The organism is Microbacterium sp. LWH10-1.2, from assembly GCF_038397765.1.
GTDB classification, from domain to species: domain Bacteria; phylum Actinomycetota; class Actinomycetes; order Actinomycetales; family Microbacteriaceae; genus Microbacterium; species Microbacterium natoriense.
Genome location: NZ_CP151638.1, coordinates 2,825,462 through 2,842,550, shown reverse-complemented (window position 1 = coordinate 2,842,550; position 17,089 = coordinate 2,825,462). Strand labels below are relative to the sequence as shown.

Genomic DNA, 17,089 nt, shown 5'->3' with positions numbered 1-17,089 from the left:
CTGCATCCGTTCGAACGCTCCGCTGGAAGGGCGAATGCCTCGGGCTGGTGATCGCACTCACCAGCCCGAGGCATTCGAGTTCCTCACGGGCATCCCCTGTGGTCTGCTTCTGCTTTGAGACGCATCGGCCGAAAGGTCACGCGTTCCTTCCGAGAAGGACGTTCTCAGGCGACCCACACCGTCTTGAGGTTGCAGAACTCCCGGATGCCCTCGGCCGAGAGCTCACGTCCGTAACCGGATCTCTTGATGCCCCCGAAGGGCAGCTCGGGGTACGAGATGGTCATGCCGTTGACGAAGACGGCGCCTGACTCGATCGTCTTGATCGCGTGCCCGATCTCTGCTTCGTCCGAGCTCCAGAATGCCGATCCCAGGCCGAAATCGAGACCGTTGGCGATCGTCAGAGCGTCTTCGAGCGACGCCGCTTCGTACAGACCCGCGACCGGCCCGAAGGCCTCTTCCGCATACAGGCGCATCTCGGGGGTGATCCCCGCGATCACGGTCGGCGGATAGAACCATCCTTCGGCGCCATCGTCGAAGGAGCCGCCCACGATGATGTCCGCGCCCTTCTCCCGAGCATCGTCGACGAGTTCGACGATGTCGTTGCGACCGGAGGCGGTGGCCAGGGGCCCGATGTCAGTGCTCTCGTCGTGCGGATCGCCGATCTGCAGCTGTGCCATCTTCTCGGCGAACTTCGCGGCGAAGGTCGCGTAGGCATCGGTGTGCACGATGAAGCGCTTCGCGTTGATGCAGGCCTGGCCGTTGTTGCTGGTGCGGGCCTTCACCGCCATCTCCGCGGCGGCATCGAGGTCAGCCGAGGGCATGACGATGAACGGGTCTGATCCGCCGAGCTCGAGCACGACCTTCTTCAGCACATCTCCCGCGATCGACGCGACCGATCGCCCGGCCGGCTCGGAACCGGTCAGTGTGACGGCCGACACACGCGAATCACGGATGACGCCCTCGACGCGTCCGGCGCCGATGAGGAGGGCCGAGAAGGAGCCCTCCGGGAAACCCGCGCGCGTGAAGAGGCGGCCGAGATAGACCGCCGCCTGCGGCACGTTCGATGCGTGCTTCAAGACGCCGGCGTTTCCCGCCATCAGCGCGGGTGCGGCGAAGCGGATGACCTGCCAGATGGGGTAGTTCCACGGCATGACGGCAAGGACGACCCCGAGCGGGTCGAAGCGTGTGCCGGCCTGGCTCGCTCCGACGGCGGAGGGGTCATCGAGCGAGCGTCCGCTGAGGAAGCCTTCGGCATTCTCCGCGTAGTAGCGCATCGCGTAGACGGACTTCGCCACCTCGCCACGTGACTGTGCGATGGGCTTGCCCATCTCGTCGGTGATCATCGCCGCGACCTGCTCGAGGTCGGCCTCCAGCAGATCGGCAGCGGCGTTCATGAGCTCGGCTCGGCGAGCCCACCCTGCGGCCTTGAGCTGCGGCACGGCGGCACTGGCGGCAGCCAGCTTCTGTTCGACGACATCCTCGCTGTCCTGCTCGAACGTCGCCAGCTCCTCACCGGTGGTGGGATTGACACTTCGCATGATTGCCATGGTTGCTTTTCTTTCGTCAGGTCAGGTCAGATCAGGATGGTGAGGGGGTTCTCGATGCGTCGCTGGAAGGCGGCGAGCCACTGGGCTGCGACCGCTCCGTCCAGCACGCGGTGGTCGGCCGAGAGCGTCACGGTCATGACTTTCCCGACCGAGAGCGCTCCGTCGGAGTCGATCACTGGAACGGAGCGTGCGGCGCCGACCGCGAGGATTCCCGCCTGGGGAGGGTTGAGGATGGCGCTGAACTGCGACGTGCCGTACATGCCGAGGTTCGACACCGAGAAGCTGCCTCCCTCGAGCTCGTGCTGTTTGAGCCGCCCTGAGCGAGCACGCCCCGCCATCTCGGCGATCGTGGCGCTCACCTCCGTGAGCGACATGCGTTCGATGCCGCGCAGGACCGGTGTGGTCAGTCCGCCTTCCGTGGCGACGGCGACCGAGACATCCGCGGACGAGAACTGCCGGATGCTGTCGCCATTCCACGTCGCGTTCGCCTGCGAGACCTCCATGAGCGCTGCACCGACGGCCTTCACGACGAAGTCGTTGACAGAGATCTTTCGGCTCGCCGTCTGATTCACCGTCGTGCGCAGGTCCATCAGTTCGTCCACGCGGCAGTCGGCCACCAGGTAGAAGTGCGGCACCGTGGATTTGCTCTCGGTAAGTCGTCGGGCGATCGCCTTGCGCATTCGATCGAGGGGGACGTCCTCGTAGGCTGCAGCGCTGCTCGGCGCGGCCGCAGCAGGGTTCGCACCCGACGGTTCCTGTGCCGGAGCGGGCGAGGTGGCGGTCGGGGCCACCGTCAGCTGTGCAAGGTGCGTCTCGAAGTCGCGACGCACGATCCGGCCGTGCGGTCCAGTTCCCTGAACGTCGCTCAACGCCACACCGTGCTGAGCGGCGAGGCGCCGAACGATAGGGGTCGCGAAGAGCCGTCGCGTCTGGCCATCGTCGCTCTGCTCCGCGACGTGGGTAGCCGTCGTATCCGATGAGGTCGTCGGCGCAGCCGCCAGGGCGGCGCTCGCCGGTTCCGGCTCTGACAGCGGGGGCGTTGCCGGCGCCCCCAGTCCGATCGCGGCGAGAGCGCTGTCGATGTCCTTCTCGGCGTCGCCGGGGGCGAGCATCACGAAGATCGGATCGCCCACTGCGACGCTGTCGCCCTGGGGCACCAGGAGGCGTCCGACCACTCCGGCGACCTCCGAGAGCATCTCCACGCTCGCCTTGTCGGTCTCGATCTCGGCGATCGGCTGATTCTGTGCGATGGTGTCGCCCGGCGCGACGAGCCACGACTGGACGGCTGCTTCCTCGGCGCCGGCGAGGATCGCGGGCATACGGATGATTTCCACCATGATCAGGATCCGAATCCGGCGCGGACAGCTTCGAGCCCCGCGACCACTTCTTCCGTGCGGGCGATGGCGGCCCGCTCCAATACGCGAGAGATGCTGGGGGATGCTTCTTCGCCGGTGACGCGGGCGACGGGCTGGTCGAGCCAGTCGAAGAATCGCCGCTGGATCTCGTCCGCCAGCCACGCGCCGTAAGAGGTTCCCTGCGAGCCCTGTTCGACGATCAGCACGGCATTCGTCTTGCGGATGCTCTCGCCGATGGTGTCCCAATCGATGGATGCGCGGTCGAGCCAGCGCAGGTCGATGAGTTCGGCATCGATCCCGGTCTGCTCGATCGCCTCCTTGGAGTGGGCGACCATGGACAGGTAGGTGAGGACTGTGACATCAGAACCTTCGCGAAGGACCGCCGCCGAGCCGGGTTCGATGATGTAGTCGAGATCGCCCTCGGGGATCTCATCGGCGGTGCTGTAGAGGTCGACGTGCTCGATCACGAGCACGGGGTCCTGCAGTGCGAGTGCCGAGTTCATCAGACCGACGTAGTCCCTCGCGTTGGAGGGGGCGACGATGCGCCATCCGGGGCTGGTCGCGAAGATGCCCGCGGGGTCCATCAGATGCTGCGACCCGTAGCCGGAACCCATCGCGACCTTGGTGCGCAGCACGAGCGGCACGTCGTTGTCGCCGCCGAACATGTGACGGGCTTTGCCGATCTGGTTGAAGACCTGGTCTGCGGCCACCCACATGAAGTCTGGGTACATGAACTCGACGACCGGGCGAAAGCGACCGTCCAGTGCGAGACCGCCGGCAAGCCCGACGAACGCGTTCTCACTGATCGGTGTGCCGAGGACGCGTTCGTCGCCGTACTTCTTCGACAGGCCCTTCGTGGCCCCGTTCGTCCCACCGTTGAGGCGGTGCACGTCTTCGCCCATCACGACGATGCGCGGGTCCGTCTCCATGCGGCGGTCCATCACCTGAGCCACCGCGTCGATGAACTTCACCGGTCGGAGTGGAGCGGCCTCGTCGAGTGCGGGGAGACCGTGCAACTCGCTGCCGTCGCCGCGGACGCCCACGTTGACGAAGCCCGTCTCCGGCCACAGTTCCGGACGGATACGGCGCTTGCCTGGACGGTCCGGGTCGGATTCGAGGAGCTGCGCCGAGGCCTCGGTCATCGCGCGCTGCACGCGCTCGCGGAGGGCGACGACGCCTGCGTCGTCGATGAGTCCACGGCGGATCATGTGCCGCGCCACGAGCTCCAGGGGGTCGCGGGCGAGCCAGTGCGCCTCTTCCTCCTTCGTGCGGTATCCGAACGCGCTACCCGGGTAGGCGCCGTTCTGGTGGAAGAACCGATACACCTCGGCCTCGATGATGGTCGGACCTTCGCCCGAACGCATCCGCTCGGATGCCTCAAGGGTGGCCAGGTGCACCGCAAGAGGGTCCATGCCGTCCACGCGCCAGGACGGGATGCCGAAGCCCTGGCCGCGGACCGAGAACCGGGGATCGGCGGTGATCTCGTCGGCACGCGTCGATACCGCATAGAGGTTGTTCTCGACGAAGAAGCAGACCGGCAGCTTCCACGCTGCGGCGAGATTCATGGATTCCAGGACGGATCCGATCTGCGCGGCGCCGTCGCCGAAGTAGTTGATCGAGAGATCTGTCGTTCCTGAGTGCTTCTGTGCCCAGGCGTTGCCGGTGGCCATCGGCGCGCCGCCGCCGACGATCGCATTGGTGCCGAGAGCTCCGGCTTCGAACCACTGGAGGTGCATCGATCCGCCGCGACCGCGGCAGTATCCCTGCGCGAGGCCGAGGATCTCGGCCAGAGTGCGCTGCAGGACGGTCTGGGTGTCTTCGCTCACAGGCTGGGTCGGGTCGATCCTTCCTGCGCTGACGTGGGTGAGGGCCTTGGCGAGGAACTGATGGTGACCACGATGAGAGCCGTTGACACCGTCCGTCGAGCGGAGCCCCACGATCGAACCGACCGCCCCGCCTTCCTGTCCGATGCTCGAGTGCGCGGGGCCGTGCACCAGTCCCTCGCCGGCGATCTCGAGGACGGTCTCCTCGAAAGCGCGGATCAGATGCAGTTGGCTCAGCATCGTTCCCAGGAGCGCGGGATCGGCTGCATTCCAGTCCGCGTCCGTAGTGGTCAACTGGAACCAGTCGACGCCGGTCTGGAGTCGCTTCTTCTTCGGCATCTTCGCCCATTCCTCTCGCGCGATCACCTAGACCGCTGAAACGACGGTAGCGGAGTATCGGATACAATTCAAACGTTTGCATATGCGGGTTCGTCGTCGTAGACTCCCGATGTGGATACGATGTATCCAATTTGGCAGTGACAGAGGAGTCCACCATGGCTGACGCCGTGCGACCTGGCATCCCGGGAATCCGCGGAACCGACCACATCGGATTCACGGTCCCGGATCTGGAAGAAGCTGAGCGCTTCCTCGTCGACATCCTCGGCTGCGATCGCGTCTACACCCTCGGTTCGAAGCAGTCCGACGACGACTGGATGCAGACGCATCTCGGAGTGCATCCGCGTACTGTCATCAGCGAGATCCGCTTCTTCCGGCTGGGCAACGGAGCCAACTTCGAAGTGTTCCTGTACGAGGCCGCCGACGGTCAGGCGCCCCATCCTCGCAACAGCGATCTCGGCGGATATCACATCGCGTTCTACGTCGATGACCTCGACGAAGCGGTGCGCTACCTGAAAGACAACGGCGTCGAAGTCATGGGCTCTCCGACGTCGAGTGCTCAAGCAGCCGAAGGCCAGCGCTGGGTCTACTTCATCAGTCCGTGGGGTCTGCAGTTCGAACTCGTGAGCTTCCCCCAGGGCAAGGCGTACGAGCAGTCAGCCGACCGCCTGTTGTGGCACCCGGCGCACCCGGAGCGGTGAGGCAGTCATGTCGATGATGAACAATATGATCATCCATGGCGCCACCGGCGCTCGCATCGCGGCGACGCTGCGCGAGGCCATCCTCTTGGGCGAATACGCGCCAGGCGAGCGCATTCGCCAAGGCCAGCTTGCCGACCAGCTCGGCGCCAGCCGCCTGCCCGTGCGGGAGGCGCTGCGGATGCTGGAGGCCGAAGGTCTCGTGACGATCGTCGCGAACACCGGAGCCTGGGTGTCGAAGCTCACGGCATCGGACTGCGAAGAGATGTATCGCATGAGGGAATGTCTGGAGCCGCTTCTCCTCGGTCTGAACGTGCCTGTGCTGCCGGAATCTGTGATCGACGGCATGTGCGCTCTCGCTGACGCGATGGAGAGCACCTCTGACGTCGAGCGTTTCCTGCTCCTAGACCGCGAGTTCCATCACTCGAGCCTTCAGGCGGTGCAGACCACTGTTCTCGCTGAGACGGTCTTCCGTCTGTGGAATCGCACGCAGCACTACCGTCGAGCCGCAACGCGTCTCTTCTATCGTGAGGGCGATGGTGCCGTTCATCATGATCACCACCTCCTCGTCACGGCTCTTCGTCGTAGAGACGCCGAAGAGGCCGAGCAGGTGCTCCGTCGGCATATCCGCCGCAGTCGACTTGAACTGGTTCGACACCCCGAGGTCTTCGATGCCTGACTCGCGGGAGGTGACGCCTCTGCGCACACGACGCAGGCGAATCCGACTTATCACGACCTGGAAACATCGCGGCAACAATCTCGACCTAGCATCAGACGCAAGCAATCGTTTGCAATCATCCTTTCGCTTCGAACGATCAGACGCCCCGAGGAGGAACACCTATGTTTGACACGCTTGTTCGACCATCGATCACCGAGATCATCGATCAGCTCACGATGCTTCGCCCCGAGCTCGCGGAAGGGGGACGTGAAGGAGATCTCTCCCGGCGTGTTCCGGAGCGCGTCTTCAAGGCCGTTCAGGCCACAGGTGCGTTCAACGTGTCGGCGCCGGAGAAGTTCGGCGGGCTCGCAGCCAACACCCGCGACGTGCAGGCCGTTACCAGTGCGATCGGCGCCGGCGACGGCAGCCTCGCCTGGATGGCCGGCATCTACAACACCGGCGCCTGGGTGCTGAGTCTCATGAGCGATCAGGCGCAGGAAGACGTCTGGGGCGAGCGAGGAAAGGTGGGGGCTCTCGTCTCCATCGTTCTGGCCACCACGTCAGAGGCTGTCGCCGTCGACGGGGGATACCGCATCACCGGTCGTTGGACGTACGGCACGGGCAGCCGTGAGGCGGACTGGTCGCTCCTCGGCATCCCGCTCAAGAACGGTACGGGCGAGATCATCGACGCCGGTGTCGCGTTGATCCCCCGCGAGAACCTCACTTTCGAAGACGACTGGTTCGTCGCCGGAATGAAGTCGACGGCGAGCGTCACTCAGCTCGCGACCGATGTCTTCGTACCGAGTCACCGCATCTTCCGGCTGACCGCGGCGATCGAGGGCGAATACATCGGCAGCAACCGGGGGACGTCGTACCGCACGATGTTCGTGCCTTCTCTCTTCATGAATCTGGTGGGACCCCACCTCGGTATGGGGCGCGCGGCATTGGACTTCGTGGTCGCGGCGGCAGGGACCAAATCGATCGCCTTCACGGGATATGACCGTCAGGCGGATTCGACGATCTTCCAGTACACGCTCGCGAAGTCTGCCGTGCAGCTCGCCGCGGCCGAGGCGCTGGCCGAGCAGGTCGCCGACGAGATCTACCTCACGGCAGAGCGGGGCGACTACGCACCGTATGCCGACCGGATCGCGCTGCGCGCGAAGGCGGGCTGGATCATCGACACGATCACTCAGCTCATCGGCGATCTGGTGACGGCGCACGGTTCCGCCGGGTTCGCCGATTCGTCGACGCTCCAGCGGATCTGGCGCGACCAGGCAGCAGCAGCCCGACACGGACACACCCTCTCGGCGAGCGGCTATGAGGCTCTCGGGCGGGTGATCGTGGGCCGTGAAAGCGATGCCCGCTTCGTCCTGCCCGTTGTGTGAGCCCCGAGTGTCGACCCCGATTCCGAACCCAACCAACTGAACGGTGAGAAGATGACCATGACTGACACGCATTCCGCTATTTCCGCCGATGATTTCCGCTTCGCCTTTCGGTCGCACCCGGCAGGCGTCGCGATCGTCACCGCCGATGCCGGAGACGGCCCGGTCGCGATGACCGTCAGCTCGGTCGCATCTGTGTCGATCGATCCGCCGACTCTCGTCTTCTCGGCCTCGGCCCTTTCGTCGAGCACACCGACCATCCTCAAAGCTGAGACGGTCGTGGTGCACATGCTCGCCGCCGACCAGGTGGCGCTGGCCAAGCTGGGGGCGCAGCGCGGAGTCGACCGATTCGGCCCGGACATCGAATGGAGTCGGCTCCCCTCCGGCGAACCCTACTACCCGGGTGCGCACTGGCTGCGCGGCAGAGTCGTCCAGCGCGTAGACGCGAACGGATCGACTCTGATCGTCGTCGAGGCGATCGAATCCAAGCAGCACGGCGACGACGTAGACCACGAGCCGGTGCCGCTCGTCTACCACAACCGGCGTTGGCACACGCTCTCGGATCGATCGACGCTTCCCACGTCGTCTGTTCCGTTCTGTGTCGTCTATGGACGAGACGAGTAAGACCCGATCGACCTGATCAACCAACCGCATACAACAAGGAGTAGTCACCATGACCAACGAACGCATCTCTCGCATCCCGGCTCCCGTGGTTCCCGGCATCTCGGACAGCACCCGCGTCACCGCGGGCGAGCTCGTCTTCATCTCGGGGCAGGTCGGATTCGAAGAAGATGGCTCGGTCCCCACCGACTTCAAGCGCGCGATCGAGCTCACCTACGGCGAGTTCGAGCGTGCCCTGCACGCTGCCGGCGTCACGTACGACGACCTGGTGCGCGTGAACGTCTACATCACGGAGCTCGACCAGGAGAAGCTATTCACGTGGCGCGAAACGCGCAACGGGATCATCAAGACGACGACGCCGTCCGCGAGCACCGTCATCGGCGTGCATTCCCTCTACAACGGCGCCACGATCGAGATCGACGGCATCGCCGCCGTTCGATAGGACGGAGAGACGGAGAGAGTGGGTGGCCTCTCAGCGTGAGAGGCCACCTACTCGCCCGGCGCTGTCGGCGCTCTGAATCCGGGCGGATTCTTCACCGCCCATTCAGGGGTCGTCTCGTGCCCTCCGATGACTTCCTCGCCATCGCGGTGGGGAAACGGCTGCGATCCCTTTAGAGAGCGGACTCCGACTGAATGCAATCGATTGAATTTGCGGTAACGTCGATCTCGACTACCGTCCCAACAGAGAGGCCGTCACCGATGGCTGAGGCCGCCAACACCCCCCGACCGCTTCTGACGCCCGGACACATGGGGGTCGACTACGAGATGCGGGTCGACTTCTCCCGTCTGCGCGACTATCGACTTCAGCGTGCCCAAGCAGCCCTCGAGGCGAGCGAATGCGGAGCCTTCCTGTTGTTCGACTTCTACAACATCCGCTACACCACGTCGTCATGGGTGGGGGGCGCGCTGGGGGACAAGATGATCCGGTACGCCCTGCTCACTCGCGGGGGCGAGCCGCACCTGTGGGACTTCGGTTCTGCCGTGAAGCACCATCAGCTCTATTCGCCGTGGCTGAAGCAGGAGCACAATCATCCCGGCTTTCTCGGCTTCCGTGGAGCAGTGGCTCCCACCGCGGGTCTCATGGTCGATGCGGTGACCGAGATCAAGGGGATACTCAAGGACCTCGGACTGCACAACACTCCTGTCGGGGTCGACATCGTCGAGCCGCCATTCCTGTTCGAGATGCAGCGACAGGGACTCACGGTGGTCGACGCCCAGCAGCACATGTTGGACGCCCGCGAGATCAAGAGCGCGGATGAGATTATGCTCCTGAATCAGGCGGCGGCGATGGTCGACGGCGTCTATACCGATATCGTCGAGGCGCTGAAGCCCGGCGTGCGCGAGAGTGACATCGTCGCCCTGGCTGCAAAGAAGCTCTATGAGTATGGTTCCGACCAGGTGGAGGCGATCAACGCCATCTCGGGAGAGCGCTGCAACCCGCATCCGCACAACTTCACCGACCGGATCATCCGTCCCGGAGATCAGGCGTTCTTCGACATCATCCACTCGTTTAACGGCTACCGGACGTGCTACTACCGCACGTTCAGCGTCGGTCGCGCAACGGGTCCTCAGAAGGCGGCCTACTCGCGTGCCAGAGAGTGGATGGACAACGCGATCGCAGCGATCAAACCGGGGGTGGGCTCAGACGAGATCGCTTCGTTGTTCCCGACGGCGGAGTCCTTGGGATTCGATGACGAGCTCTCGGCGTTCGGTCTGCAGTTCTGCCACGGACTCGGACTCGGACTCCACGAACGCCCGGTGATCTCGCGGCTGAACAGCTATCGCGAACCAGTCGAGATCAAGACCGGCATGGTGTTCGCCGTCGAGACCTACTGCCCGGCGAGTGACGGCTATTCCGCTGCGCGCATCGAGGAAGAAGTCGTGGTGACGGAGGACGGTCCGGTCATTCTCACGAAATACCCTGCCGACGAGCTCATGGTCGCCAACCCCTACTGACATGGGAGGCCGAGCAGACGAGCAGGTCCGATGCGGCGCGACGTACGCGGAAGGCCGCTCCGCACCCCAGTCGGGGTCGATCGTCCCAGCGGCGCCGCATCGTCGGTCCCCAACGAGCGCATGAATCGACGTTACAGTGCGAGCATGGCAGATTCGCGAACTCCCAATCTGAAAGACGTCGCACATGAGGCTGGAGTCCACGTCGCGACAGCATCTCGTGCGCTGAGCGTCGATCAGTCGCACCTCGTGAGCGAGGCGACGAAGGAGCGGGTTCGCGCCATCGCCGAAAAGCTCGGTTATAGGACGAACGCGGTTGCGCAGAGCCTGCGCACGGGGCGCACGGGAACGGTCGGCGTCGTCGTCGCAGACCTGGGAAACTCATTCGTGGTCTCGCTGCTGCGCGGGATCGAGTTCGAGTCGCGCGGGGGTACCTACACCCCGCTCGTCGTCGAGACTCATGACGACCCGGAGACGCTGCGCAGCGTCGTGACCCGGCTGCTCCGCAATCAGGTGGACTGCATCATCTTGAGCGCCGCCCAGGTTGATGATGGGGACTTCGTCGCCGACCTCGAGCGTCAGGTACCCGTCGTTCTCGCTGTGCGAGGGTTCGGCTCTGCCGAGCCCGACAGCCCCACCCACCACCTGGAAGCGCTTCCGGATGACTTCGCGGGTGCTCGCCTCGCGGCGGAGCATCTGATCGCGTTGGGCCACCGCCGTCTCGCGCAGATTCCCGGAACGTCTCAGATCTCGTCGTTCATCGACCGGGAGCGGGGTTTCACCGCTGCCGTTGAAGAACATCCCGATGTCGTCGACGTCTCGACCGGCGTGCGCGCCACGGAAAGCACCGTCGACGAGGGGCGGCGGCTCGCACATGCGCTTCTGCAAAGGCGCCCGGAAGAGCGACCGACGGCCATCTTCGCGCATAACGACCTGATGGCAGTCGGGGTGATCGACGCGATCCGCGCAATCGACCTGCGGTGTCCCGAAGACATCTCCGTGGTCGGATTCAATGATGCACCGCTCATCGATCACATCGATCCGCCGCTGACGACAGTGCGTCTTCCCGGTTTCGAACTCGGGCGACGAAGCGCTCGCCTCGCTTTCGATCTCCTGGAAGGGGTGAGACCTGCACAATCCCGACTCACACTCGACCCTGAGTTCATCGAGCGCCGCTCCACGTGCTCTCCCGGCCCAGATCACACTGCTAACAACGAACGGATGAACTAATGACCACCGTAGGATTCATCGGTCTCGGCACCATGGGGGCGGCGATGGCGAGCCGCCTCATCGATGCTGGCCACACCGTGCTCGTGTGGAACAGGTCGAGTGCAGCGGCAGAGCCGCTAGTCGCGGCCGGCGCTCGATCGGTGGATTCTCCGGCAGAAGCCCTCCGTGCGGGTGTGGCCATCTCCATGCTCGCCAACGACGCCGCGGCCAGTGCCGTCTTCACCCCCGATGCGCTTCGGTCTGCGTCCGGTGCGGTGCACGTCAACATGTCCACGTTGAGCCTCGCCACCGTGCGGGAGTTGGTCGTGCGGCACCGCGAGGCCGGCGTGGCGTACGTCGCTGCCCCTGTACTCGGACGCCCCCACCTCGCTGCGAGCGGCGGGCTCAACATCGTCGCGGCTGGGCCGTCGGACGCCCTGAATCGCGCCGAGGAATTCCTTTCTGTGCTTGGGAAGCGGACCTGGCGGCTCGGAGAGGAACCCGAGCGAGCGAATCTTGTCAAGATCGGGGTCAACTACAACCTCATCCATACCTTGCAGGCCCTGGCCGAATCCCTCAACCTCGTCGAGCGGGGCGGTGTGGACGGTTCAGTCTTCGTAGAGATCCTGACCGACGCAGCCTACACGGGCACTGCGTACACCGGATACGGCAAGATGATCGCCGAGCGCGGCTACAGGCCAGTCGGATTCTCCGCCGCACTGGGTCTCAAAGATCTCACTCTGGCGCAGTCTGCCGCACAGGAATATCGGGCTGCCCTTCCCACGGCGGATGTCCTCGCCGACATTTTCGAGCAGACTCTTGAGGACGGCGAACTTTCGCAGCTGGACTGGTCGGCGATGGCTGAGATCACGCGCCGACAGAACTGAGGGCGGAGTAGCTGGAGCGTTGCATATCGGATGTTCGAGCCTGGCATCGACGATCGTGAGCTCATTTCGGGACATGGCCCCGAAGAGCCGCTCCGCGACGGTGCGCGTGTGATGCTCTGCCTCGACGAGTGTCCGAAAAGTGTCCGGAGCGTCCCGAGCACAGCGATCTCAGAGCGCAATGCGAGTGTGACGAGAACCACGAGAGCCAATGTTGAACGGTTGTAGATCCGCATTGTTGTGCGGTTCCCATGGCGATCCGGGGCCAAGCGGGCAGACGGGCGAGAAGCCGGCCATGGAGGGAGCGCCACCCTGCTAAGGTGGAGTCCCCTCACGGGGACCAGGGGTTCAAATCCCCTCGTCTCCGCAGTAGATTCCCTGGTCAGAGCCCGTCTTTCGAGACGCTGTCGACGTTCTCGCTCCGATGATCCGCGCGTGTGGATCCCTGCTCCGGGGCGTGCGACAGGAGCGAGCGAGAGTTGTGCACGGCACGCGGCCGGGCAGGCGTTGATCGCCGAGAGGACCATCATGACTTCTGGATACTCGGATGCGCCGCTGACCCTGGCTCTCGTGGATCCTCGGTCTCCGGACGGGCGCGCGATTCTGGAGCGGTTCTTCATCGACATCGTCGGCCGGTACTGGGGGCGGCCGGCGACCGCCGCTGAGGTGACGGCGGCGATGCTCGACGAACCGAGCGACGACCTCTGCGGCGACGAGGGGTTCCTGCTCGTCGCCCGAGACGGGGGCCGCGCGGTCGGCTGCGGTGGCATGAGGGTGATCGAGCAGGGAGTCGGGGAACTCACGCGGGTGTTCGTCGACGGCACCGCACGAGGACGCGGCGTCGGACGGGCGCTGCTCGCCGAGATCGAGTCGATCAGCGCGCGTCGCGGCATCCGCACGCTGCGACTGACGGTGCGCGACGACCTCGCCGAAGCGCATCGCCTCTATCGTCGGCTCGGGTACGAGACCGTCGAGCGCTTCTCCTCGTCGCCCTACGCCGACCACCAGCTCGCGAAGACCCTGGAACCGCTCGTTCCCTGAGCGGACGGCGCGGGTGGCGGATGCCGCAGGCATCCTGCATCGGATTCGCGGAGTGACGTCGGCGCGCACGTCCGCACGCCCGGCGTCTGTGGCGGGCTGCGGAGCGTGCGAGTGGCGCGGGCGGAGCGGCGCATGCCGTAGTGGCAATTTCTGCTGTTCTTAACTCGCGGATCGGTGATCGTGGGGTGCACTTCTTTCATACGGTTGTGGCATCCCGATCCGATCACAGTGAGGTGCGCCCGATGACCACTCCGCGGCCCGGTCTTGCGCTGCACGGCGACGGCACCTCTTCCCGCGACGCGTACTTCGTGTCGGACAGCACGGGCATCACCGCGGAGACGCTGGGAAACGCGCTGCTGGCGAACTTCCCCGCGGTGACCTTTCGGCGCCACACCGTGCCGTTCGTCGACACCGTCGTCGGCGCGGACAACGTCGCCGCCGACATCAGGGCGAAGCGCGGAGACGGCGAGGAGCCGATCATCTTCACCACGGTGAAGTCCGCGCAGATCCTCGCCGCGCTCGCCGATGCGGGCGGAGTGATGATCGACCTCCTCGGCGGGCACCTGCGCGAGCTGGAGACGAGCCTCGGGAGCACGGCATCCGAGCAGCTCGGCCAGTTCCACGGGGTGGGCGACATGGAGCGCTACTTCGCCAGGATGCGCGCCGTCGAGTACGCCATCGAGCACGACGACGGACAGAGCATGCGCGCCCTCGACATCGCCGACGTCATCATCATCGCGCCGTCACGCTGCGGCAAGACGCCCACGACGATGTACCTGGCACTGCAGTACGGGCTCCTCGTCGCGAACTATCCGCTGACCGACGACGACTACCCCGCAGACGGTCTTCCGCGCACGGTCGCGAAGTACGCATCGAAGTGCTTCGGCCTCACCACGACGCCCCTCCGGCTCAGCCAGGTCCGGCATGAGCGCCGCCCGGACAGCACGTACTCGAGCCTCGCCCAGTGCACGCTCGAGATCCGCCGGGCCGAGGATCTCTACCGCCGCAACCGCGTGCCCTTCCTGAACTCCTCCACGAAGTCCGTGGAGGAGATGTCCGCCGTGATCATGCAGTCCATGCGGCTGCGGAGCTGAACAGCTCGTCTCGTCTCTGCGTTTCGTCTCTGCGTTTCGTCTCGCTTCGCTCGCTCAACGACCATCGCTCGCTCAACGACCAGGTTCCGACCCGAAAGAAGAACACCATGACCACCATCCTCTGGTTCACGCAGATCGGCATGAACGACGTCGCCCAGGTCGGCGGCAAGAACGCCTCGCTGGGCGAGATGGTCTCGAACCTGTCGGGCGCGGGCGTGAGCGTCCCCGGCGGCTTCGCGACCACCGCCGATGCCTACCGGGACTTCCTCGCGGCGGACGGGCTCTACGACCGCATCCGCTCGACGGTCGAGTCCCTCGACGTGGACGATGTCGCCGAGCTCGCGCGCGTCGGCGCGAACGTGCGCGAGTGGATCGAGAGCCAGCCGCTCCCCGAGGCGTTCGAATCCGACATCCGCGAGGCGTACGCGACCCTCGTGGCGTCCGACCCGCAGCCCGACTCCGTCTCTTGGGCTGTGCGCTCCAGCGCCACCGCGGAGGATCTCCCCGACGCGTCGTTCGCCGGTCAGCAGGAGACGTTCCTCAACATCAGCGGCATCGACAACATCCTCGCCGCCATCCGCAGCGTCTTCGCCTCCCTCTACAACGACCGCGCGATCGCGTACCGGGTGCACCACGGATTCGACCACCACGACGTGGCGCTGTCCGCCGGCATCCAGCGGATGGTGCGAAGCGACGTGGGCGCATCCGGCGTGCTCTTCACCGTCGACACCGAGTCGGGCTTCGACCGGGCCGTGTTCATCACCAGCGCGTACGGGCTCGGCGAGGCCGTCGTGCAGGGCGCGGTGAACCCCGACGAGTTCTACGCCTACAAGCCGGCCCTGCGCGACGGGCGCCCGGCGATCCTGAAGCGGTCGGTGGGGGAGAAGGCCGTGAAGATGGTCTACGCCGATGCGACCCAGGTGGGCGCGAGCACCGTGTTCACCGACGTGCCGGTCGCGGAGCGCGCGCGGTTCAGCATCACGGATGCCGAGGTCGAGGAGCTCGGGCGCCAGGCGCTCGTCATCGAGGAGCACTACGGCCGCCCGATGGACATCGAATGGGGCAAGGACGGCATCGACGGAAAGCTCTACATCCTGCAGGCACGGCCGGAGACGGTCGTGAGCCGCACCGACGGCAACGTGACGCGGCGCTTCGTGCTCGACGCCCCCGGCACGGCGATCACGGTGGGGCGCGCCATCGGGCAGAAGATCGGTGCGGGTCCCGTGCGGGTGATGACCTCGCTGGATCAGATGGACGAGTTCCGCCCCGGCGACGTCCTCGTCGCCGACATGACCGATCCCGACTGGGAGCCGATCATGAAGCGCGCCTCCGCGATCGTCACCAACCGCGGCGGCCGCACCTGTCACGCGGCGATCATCGCGCGCGAGCTCGGCATCCCCGCCGTCGTCGGCACGGGGGACGCCACCTCCGCGCTGCGCGACGGGCAGGAGGTCACCGTCTCCTGCGCCGAGGGGGACGAGGGCTTCGTCTACTCCGGCATCCTCGGTTTCGAGGAGGTCGTCACGCACCTCGACGAGATGCCCGCGAGCCCCGTCAAGATCATGCTCAACGTCGGCACCCCGGATCAGGCCTTCGCCTTCTCGAAGCTGCCCAACAAGGGCGTGGGGCTGGCCCGTCTCGAGTTCGTGATCAACCGGCAGATCGGCATCCACCCTCGGGCGCTGCTCGATCACGACACGCTCCCCGCCGAGCTGAAGGCCGACATCGCCGAGCGCATCGCCGCCTACGACTCTCCGCGGGACTACTTCGTGAAGCGCGTCGCGGAGGGCGTCTCGATGCTCGCCGCGGCCTTCGCACCCGAACCCGTGATCGTGCGACTGAGCGACTTCAAGTCCAACGAGTACGCGAACCTCATCGGCGGCGAGATCTACGAGCCGCACGAGGAGAACCCGATGATCGGCTACCGCGGCGCATCCCGCTACATCTCGGCGGACTTCCGCGAGTGCTTCGACATGGAGTGCGAGGCGCTGCGATTCGTGCGCGACGAGATGGGGCTCACGAACGTCGAGATCATGGTGCCCTTCGTGCGCACGCTGGGCGAGGCGGCCGCCGTCACCGAGCTGCTCGCCGAGAACGGCCTGCGCCGCGGCGAGAACGGACTGCGCGTCATCATGATGTGCGAGCTGCCGTCGAACGCCGTGCTCGCCAACGAGTTCCTCGAGTACTTCGACGGCTTCTCGATCGGCTCGAACGACATGACCCAGCTCACGCTCGGCCTCGACCGCGACTCCGGGCTCGTCGCCGCGACCTTCGACGAGCGCGACCCCGCGGTGCTGAAGATGCTGTCGATGGCGATCGAGGCGTGCCGCAGGGCGGGCAAGTACGTCGGCATCTGCGGGCAGGGTCCGAGCGACCACCCCGACCTCGCCGACTGGCTCGTCGGCGAGGGGATCGAGTCGATGTCTCTCAACCCCGACACCGTGGTCGAGACCTGGCTGCGGCTCGCGAGGCTGAACGCGTAGGCGCG

At 65.6% G+C, this 17,089-nt stretch carries 14 protein-coding genes and 1 tRNA gene; 12 read left to right on the top strand and 3 right to left on the bottom strand.

The window, feature by feature from the left end:
- Positions 1-164 precede the first annotated feature (164 nt).
- From MRBLWH10_RS13550 to MRBLWH10_RS13540, 3 genes are read right to left on the bottom strand one after another with little or no spacing between them, the layout of a single operon-like run.
- The gene (locus MRBLWH10_RS13550) at positions 165-1,538 is read right to left on the bottom strand and encodes an aldehyde dehydrogenase family protein (RefSeq protein ID WP_341940278.1); all 1,374 of its coding nucleotides are present in this window, start codon (positions 1,536-1,538) and stop codon (positions 165-167) included.
- Between the two features lie 35 nt (positions 1,539-1,573).
- Positions 1,574-2,884: a dihydrolipoamide acetyltransferase family protein gene (locus MRBLWH10_RS13545; protein ID WP_341940277.1), complete on the bottom strand. Its 1,311-nt coding sequence runs from the start codon at positions 2,882-2,884 to the stop codon at positions 1,574-1,576.
- Between the two features lie 2 nt (positions 2,885-2,886).
- Entirely contained in the window at positions 2,887-5,064 is a 2,178-nt protein-coding gene (locus tag MRBLWH10_RS13540) for a thiamine pyrophosphate-dependent enzyme (protein WP_341940276.1), read from the bottom strand.
- 155 nt (positions 5,065-5,219) lie between these two features.
- Between MRBLWH10_RS13540 and MRBLWH10_RS13535 the strand changes: the two genes are divergently transcribed.
- The 12 genes from MRBLWH10_RS13535 to ppsA all read left to right on the top strand — a co-directional run bounded on the left by MRBLWH10_RS13535 (position 5,220) and on the right by ppsA (position 17,084).
- Positions 5,220-5,762 carry a VOC family protein gene (locus MRBLWH10_RS13535; RefSeq protein ID WP_341940275.1) on the top strand — a complete coding sequence of 181 codons (543 nt, stop codon included), beginning with the start codon at positions 5,220-5,222 and terminating at the stop codon, positions 5,760-5,762.
- 7 nt (positions 5,763-5,769) lie between these two features.
- Positions 5,770-6,438: a GntR family transcriptional regulator gene (locus MRBLWH10_RS13530; protein WP_341940274.1), complete on the top strand. Its 669-nt coding sequence runs from the start codon at positions 5,770-5,772 to the stop codon at positions 6,436-6,438.
- A 161-nt stretch (positions 6,439-6,599) separates the two neighbouring features.
- A complete protein-coding gene (locus MRBLWH10_RS13525; RefSeq protein WP_341940273.1) occupies positions 6,600-7,802 on the top strand; it encodes an acyl-CoA dehydrogenase family protein in 1,203 nt (400 codons plus the stop codon).
- A 57-nt stretch (positions 7,803-7,859) separates the two neighbouring features.
- The gene (locus tag MRBLWH10_RS13520; protein ID WP_341940272.1) at positions 7,860-8,423 is read left to right on the top strand and encodes a flavin reductase family protein; all 564 of its coding nucleotides are present in this window, start codon (positions 7,860-7,862) and stop codon (positions 8,421-8,423) included.
- Between the two features lie 49 nt (positions 8,424-8,472).
- Positions 8,473-8,862 (top strand): RidA family protein, encoded by a 390-nt coding sequence (locus MRBLWH10_RS13515; protein ID WP_341940271.1) that lies wholly within the window; start codon positions 8,473-8,475, stop codon positions 8,860-8,862.
- Between the two features lie 257 nt (positions 8,863-9,119).
- Complete coding sequence (locus tag MRBLWH10_RS13510) at positions 9,120-10,376, top strand: Xaa-Pro peptidase family protein (RefSeq protein WP_341940270.1); 1,257 nt, start codon at positions 9,120-9,122, stop codon at positions 10,374-10,376.
- A gap of 144 nt (positions 10,377-10,520) precedes the next feature.
- Positions 10,521-11,603: a LacI family DNA-binding transcriptional regulator gene (locus MRBLWH10_RS13505; protein WP_341940269.1), complete on the top strand. Its 1,083-nt coding sequence runs from the start codon at positions 10,521-10,523 to the stop codon at positions 11,601-11,603.
- A complete protein-coding gene (locus MRBLWH10_RS13500; RefSeq protein ID WP_341940268.1) occupies positions 11,603-12,469 on the top strand; it encodes an NAD(P)-dependent oxidoreductase in 867 nt (288 codons plus the stop codon). The genes MRBLWH10_RS13505 and MRBLWH10_RS13500 overlap by 1 nt, the downstream gene beginning before the upstream one ends.
- 269 nt (positions 12,470-12,738) lie before the next feature.
- Positions 12,739-12,833: transfer RNA gene (locus MRBLWH10_RS13495), tRNA-Ser, on the top strand.
- A 161-nt stretch (positions 12,834-12,994) separates the two neighbouring features.
- A complete protein-coding gene (locus MRBLWH10_RS13490; RefSeq protein ID WP_341940267.1) occupies positions 12,995-13,507 on the top strand; it encodes a GNAT family N-acetyltransferase in 513 nt (170 codons plus the stop codon).
- Between the two features lie 242 nt (positions 13,508-13,749).
- Positions 13,750-14,601, top strand: coding sequence for a pyruvate, water dikinase regulatory protein (locus tag MRBLWH10_RS13485; RefSeq protein ID WP_341940266.1), 852 nt, complete (start codon positions 13,750-13,752; stop codon positions 14,599-14,601).
- 107 nt (positions 14,602-14,708) lie between these two features.
- Positions 14,709-17,084 (top strand): phosphoenolpyruvate synthase, encoded by a 2,376-nt coding sequence (gene ppsA / locus MRBLWH10_RS13480; protein ID WP_341940265.1) that lies wholly within the window; start codon positions 14,709-14,711, stop codon positions 17,082-17,084.
- Positions 17,085-17,089 lie beyond the last annotated feature (5 nt).

Coding starts and splice junctions, on each gene's coding strand:
- ppsA (WP_341940265.1), top strand. CDS start 14,709: ATGACCACCATCCTCTGGTTCACGCAGATCGGCATGAACGACGTCGCC.
- MRBLWH10_RS13485 (WP_341940266.1), top strand. CDS start 13,750: ATGACCACTCCGCGGCCCGGTCTTGCGCTGCACGGCGACGGCACCTCT.
- MRBLWH10_RS13520 (WP_341940272.1), top strand. CDS start 7,860: ATGACTGACACGCATTCCGCTATTTCCGCCGATGATTTCCGCTTCGCC.
- MRBLWH10_RS13530 (WP_341940274.1), top strand. CDS start 5,770: ATGTCGATGATGAACAATATGATCATCCATGGCGCCACCGGCGCTCGC.
- MRBLWH10_RS13550 (WP_341940278.1), bottom strand. CDS start 1,538: ATGCGAAGTGTCAATCCCACCACCGGTGAGGAGCTGGCGACGTTCGAG.
- MRBLWH10_RS13545 (WP_341940277.1), bottom strand. CDS start 2,884: ATGGTGGAAATCATCCGTATGCCCGCGATCCTCGCCGGCGCCGAGGAA.
- MRBLWH10_RS13505 (WP_341940269.1), top strand. CDS start 10,521: ATGGCAGATTCGCGAACTCCCAATCTGAAAGACGTCGCACATGAGGCT.
- MRBLWH10_RS13510 (WP_341940270.1), top strand. CDS start 9,120: ATGGCTGAGGCCGCCAACACCCCCCGACCGCTTCTGACGCCCGGACAC.
- MRBLWH10_RS13535 (WP_341940275.1), top strand. CDS start 5,220: ATGGCTGACGCCGTGCGACCTGGCATCCCGGGAATCCGCGGAACCGAC.
- MRBLWH10_RS13515 (WP_341940271.1), top strand. CDS start 8,473: ATGACCAACGAACGCATCTCTCGCATCCCGGCTCCCGTGGTTCCCGGC.
- MRBLWH10_RS13540 (WP_341940276.1), bottom strand. CDS start 5,064: ATGCCGAAGAAGAAGCGACTCCAGACCGGCGTCGACTGGTTCCAGTTG.
- MRBLWH10_RS13490 (WP_341940267.1), top strand. CDS start 12,995: ATGACTTCTGGATACTCGGATGCGCCGCTGACCCTGGCTCTCGTGGAT.
- MRBLWH10_RS13500 (WP_341940268.1), top strand. CDS start 11,603: ATGACCACCGTAGGATTCATCGGTCTCGGCACCATGGGGGCGGCGATG.
- MRBLWH10_RS13525 (WP_341940273.1), top strand. CDS start 6,600: ATGTTTGACACGCTTGTTCGACCATCGATCACCGAGATCATCGATCAG.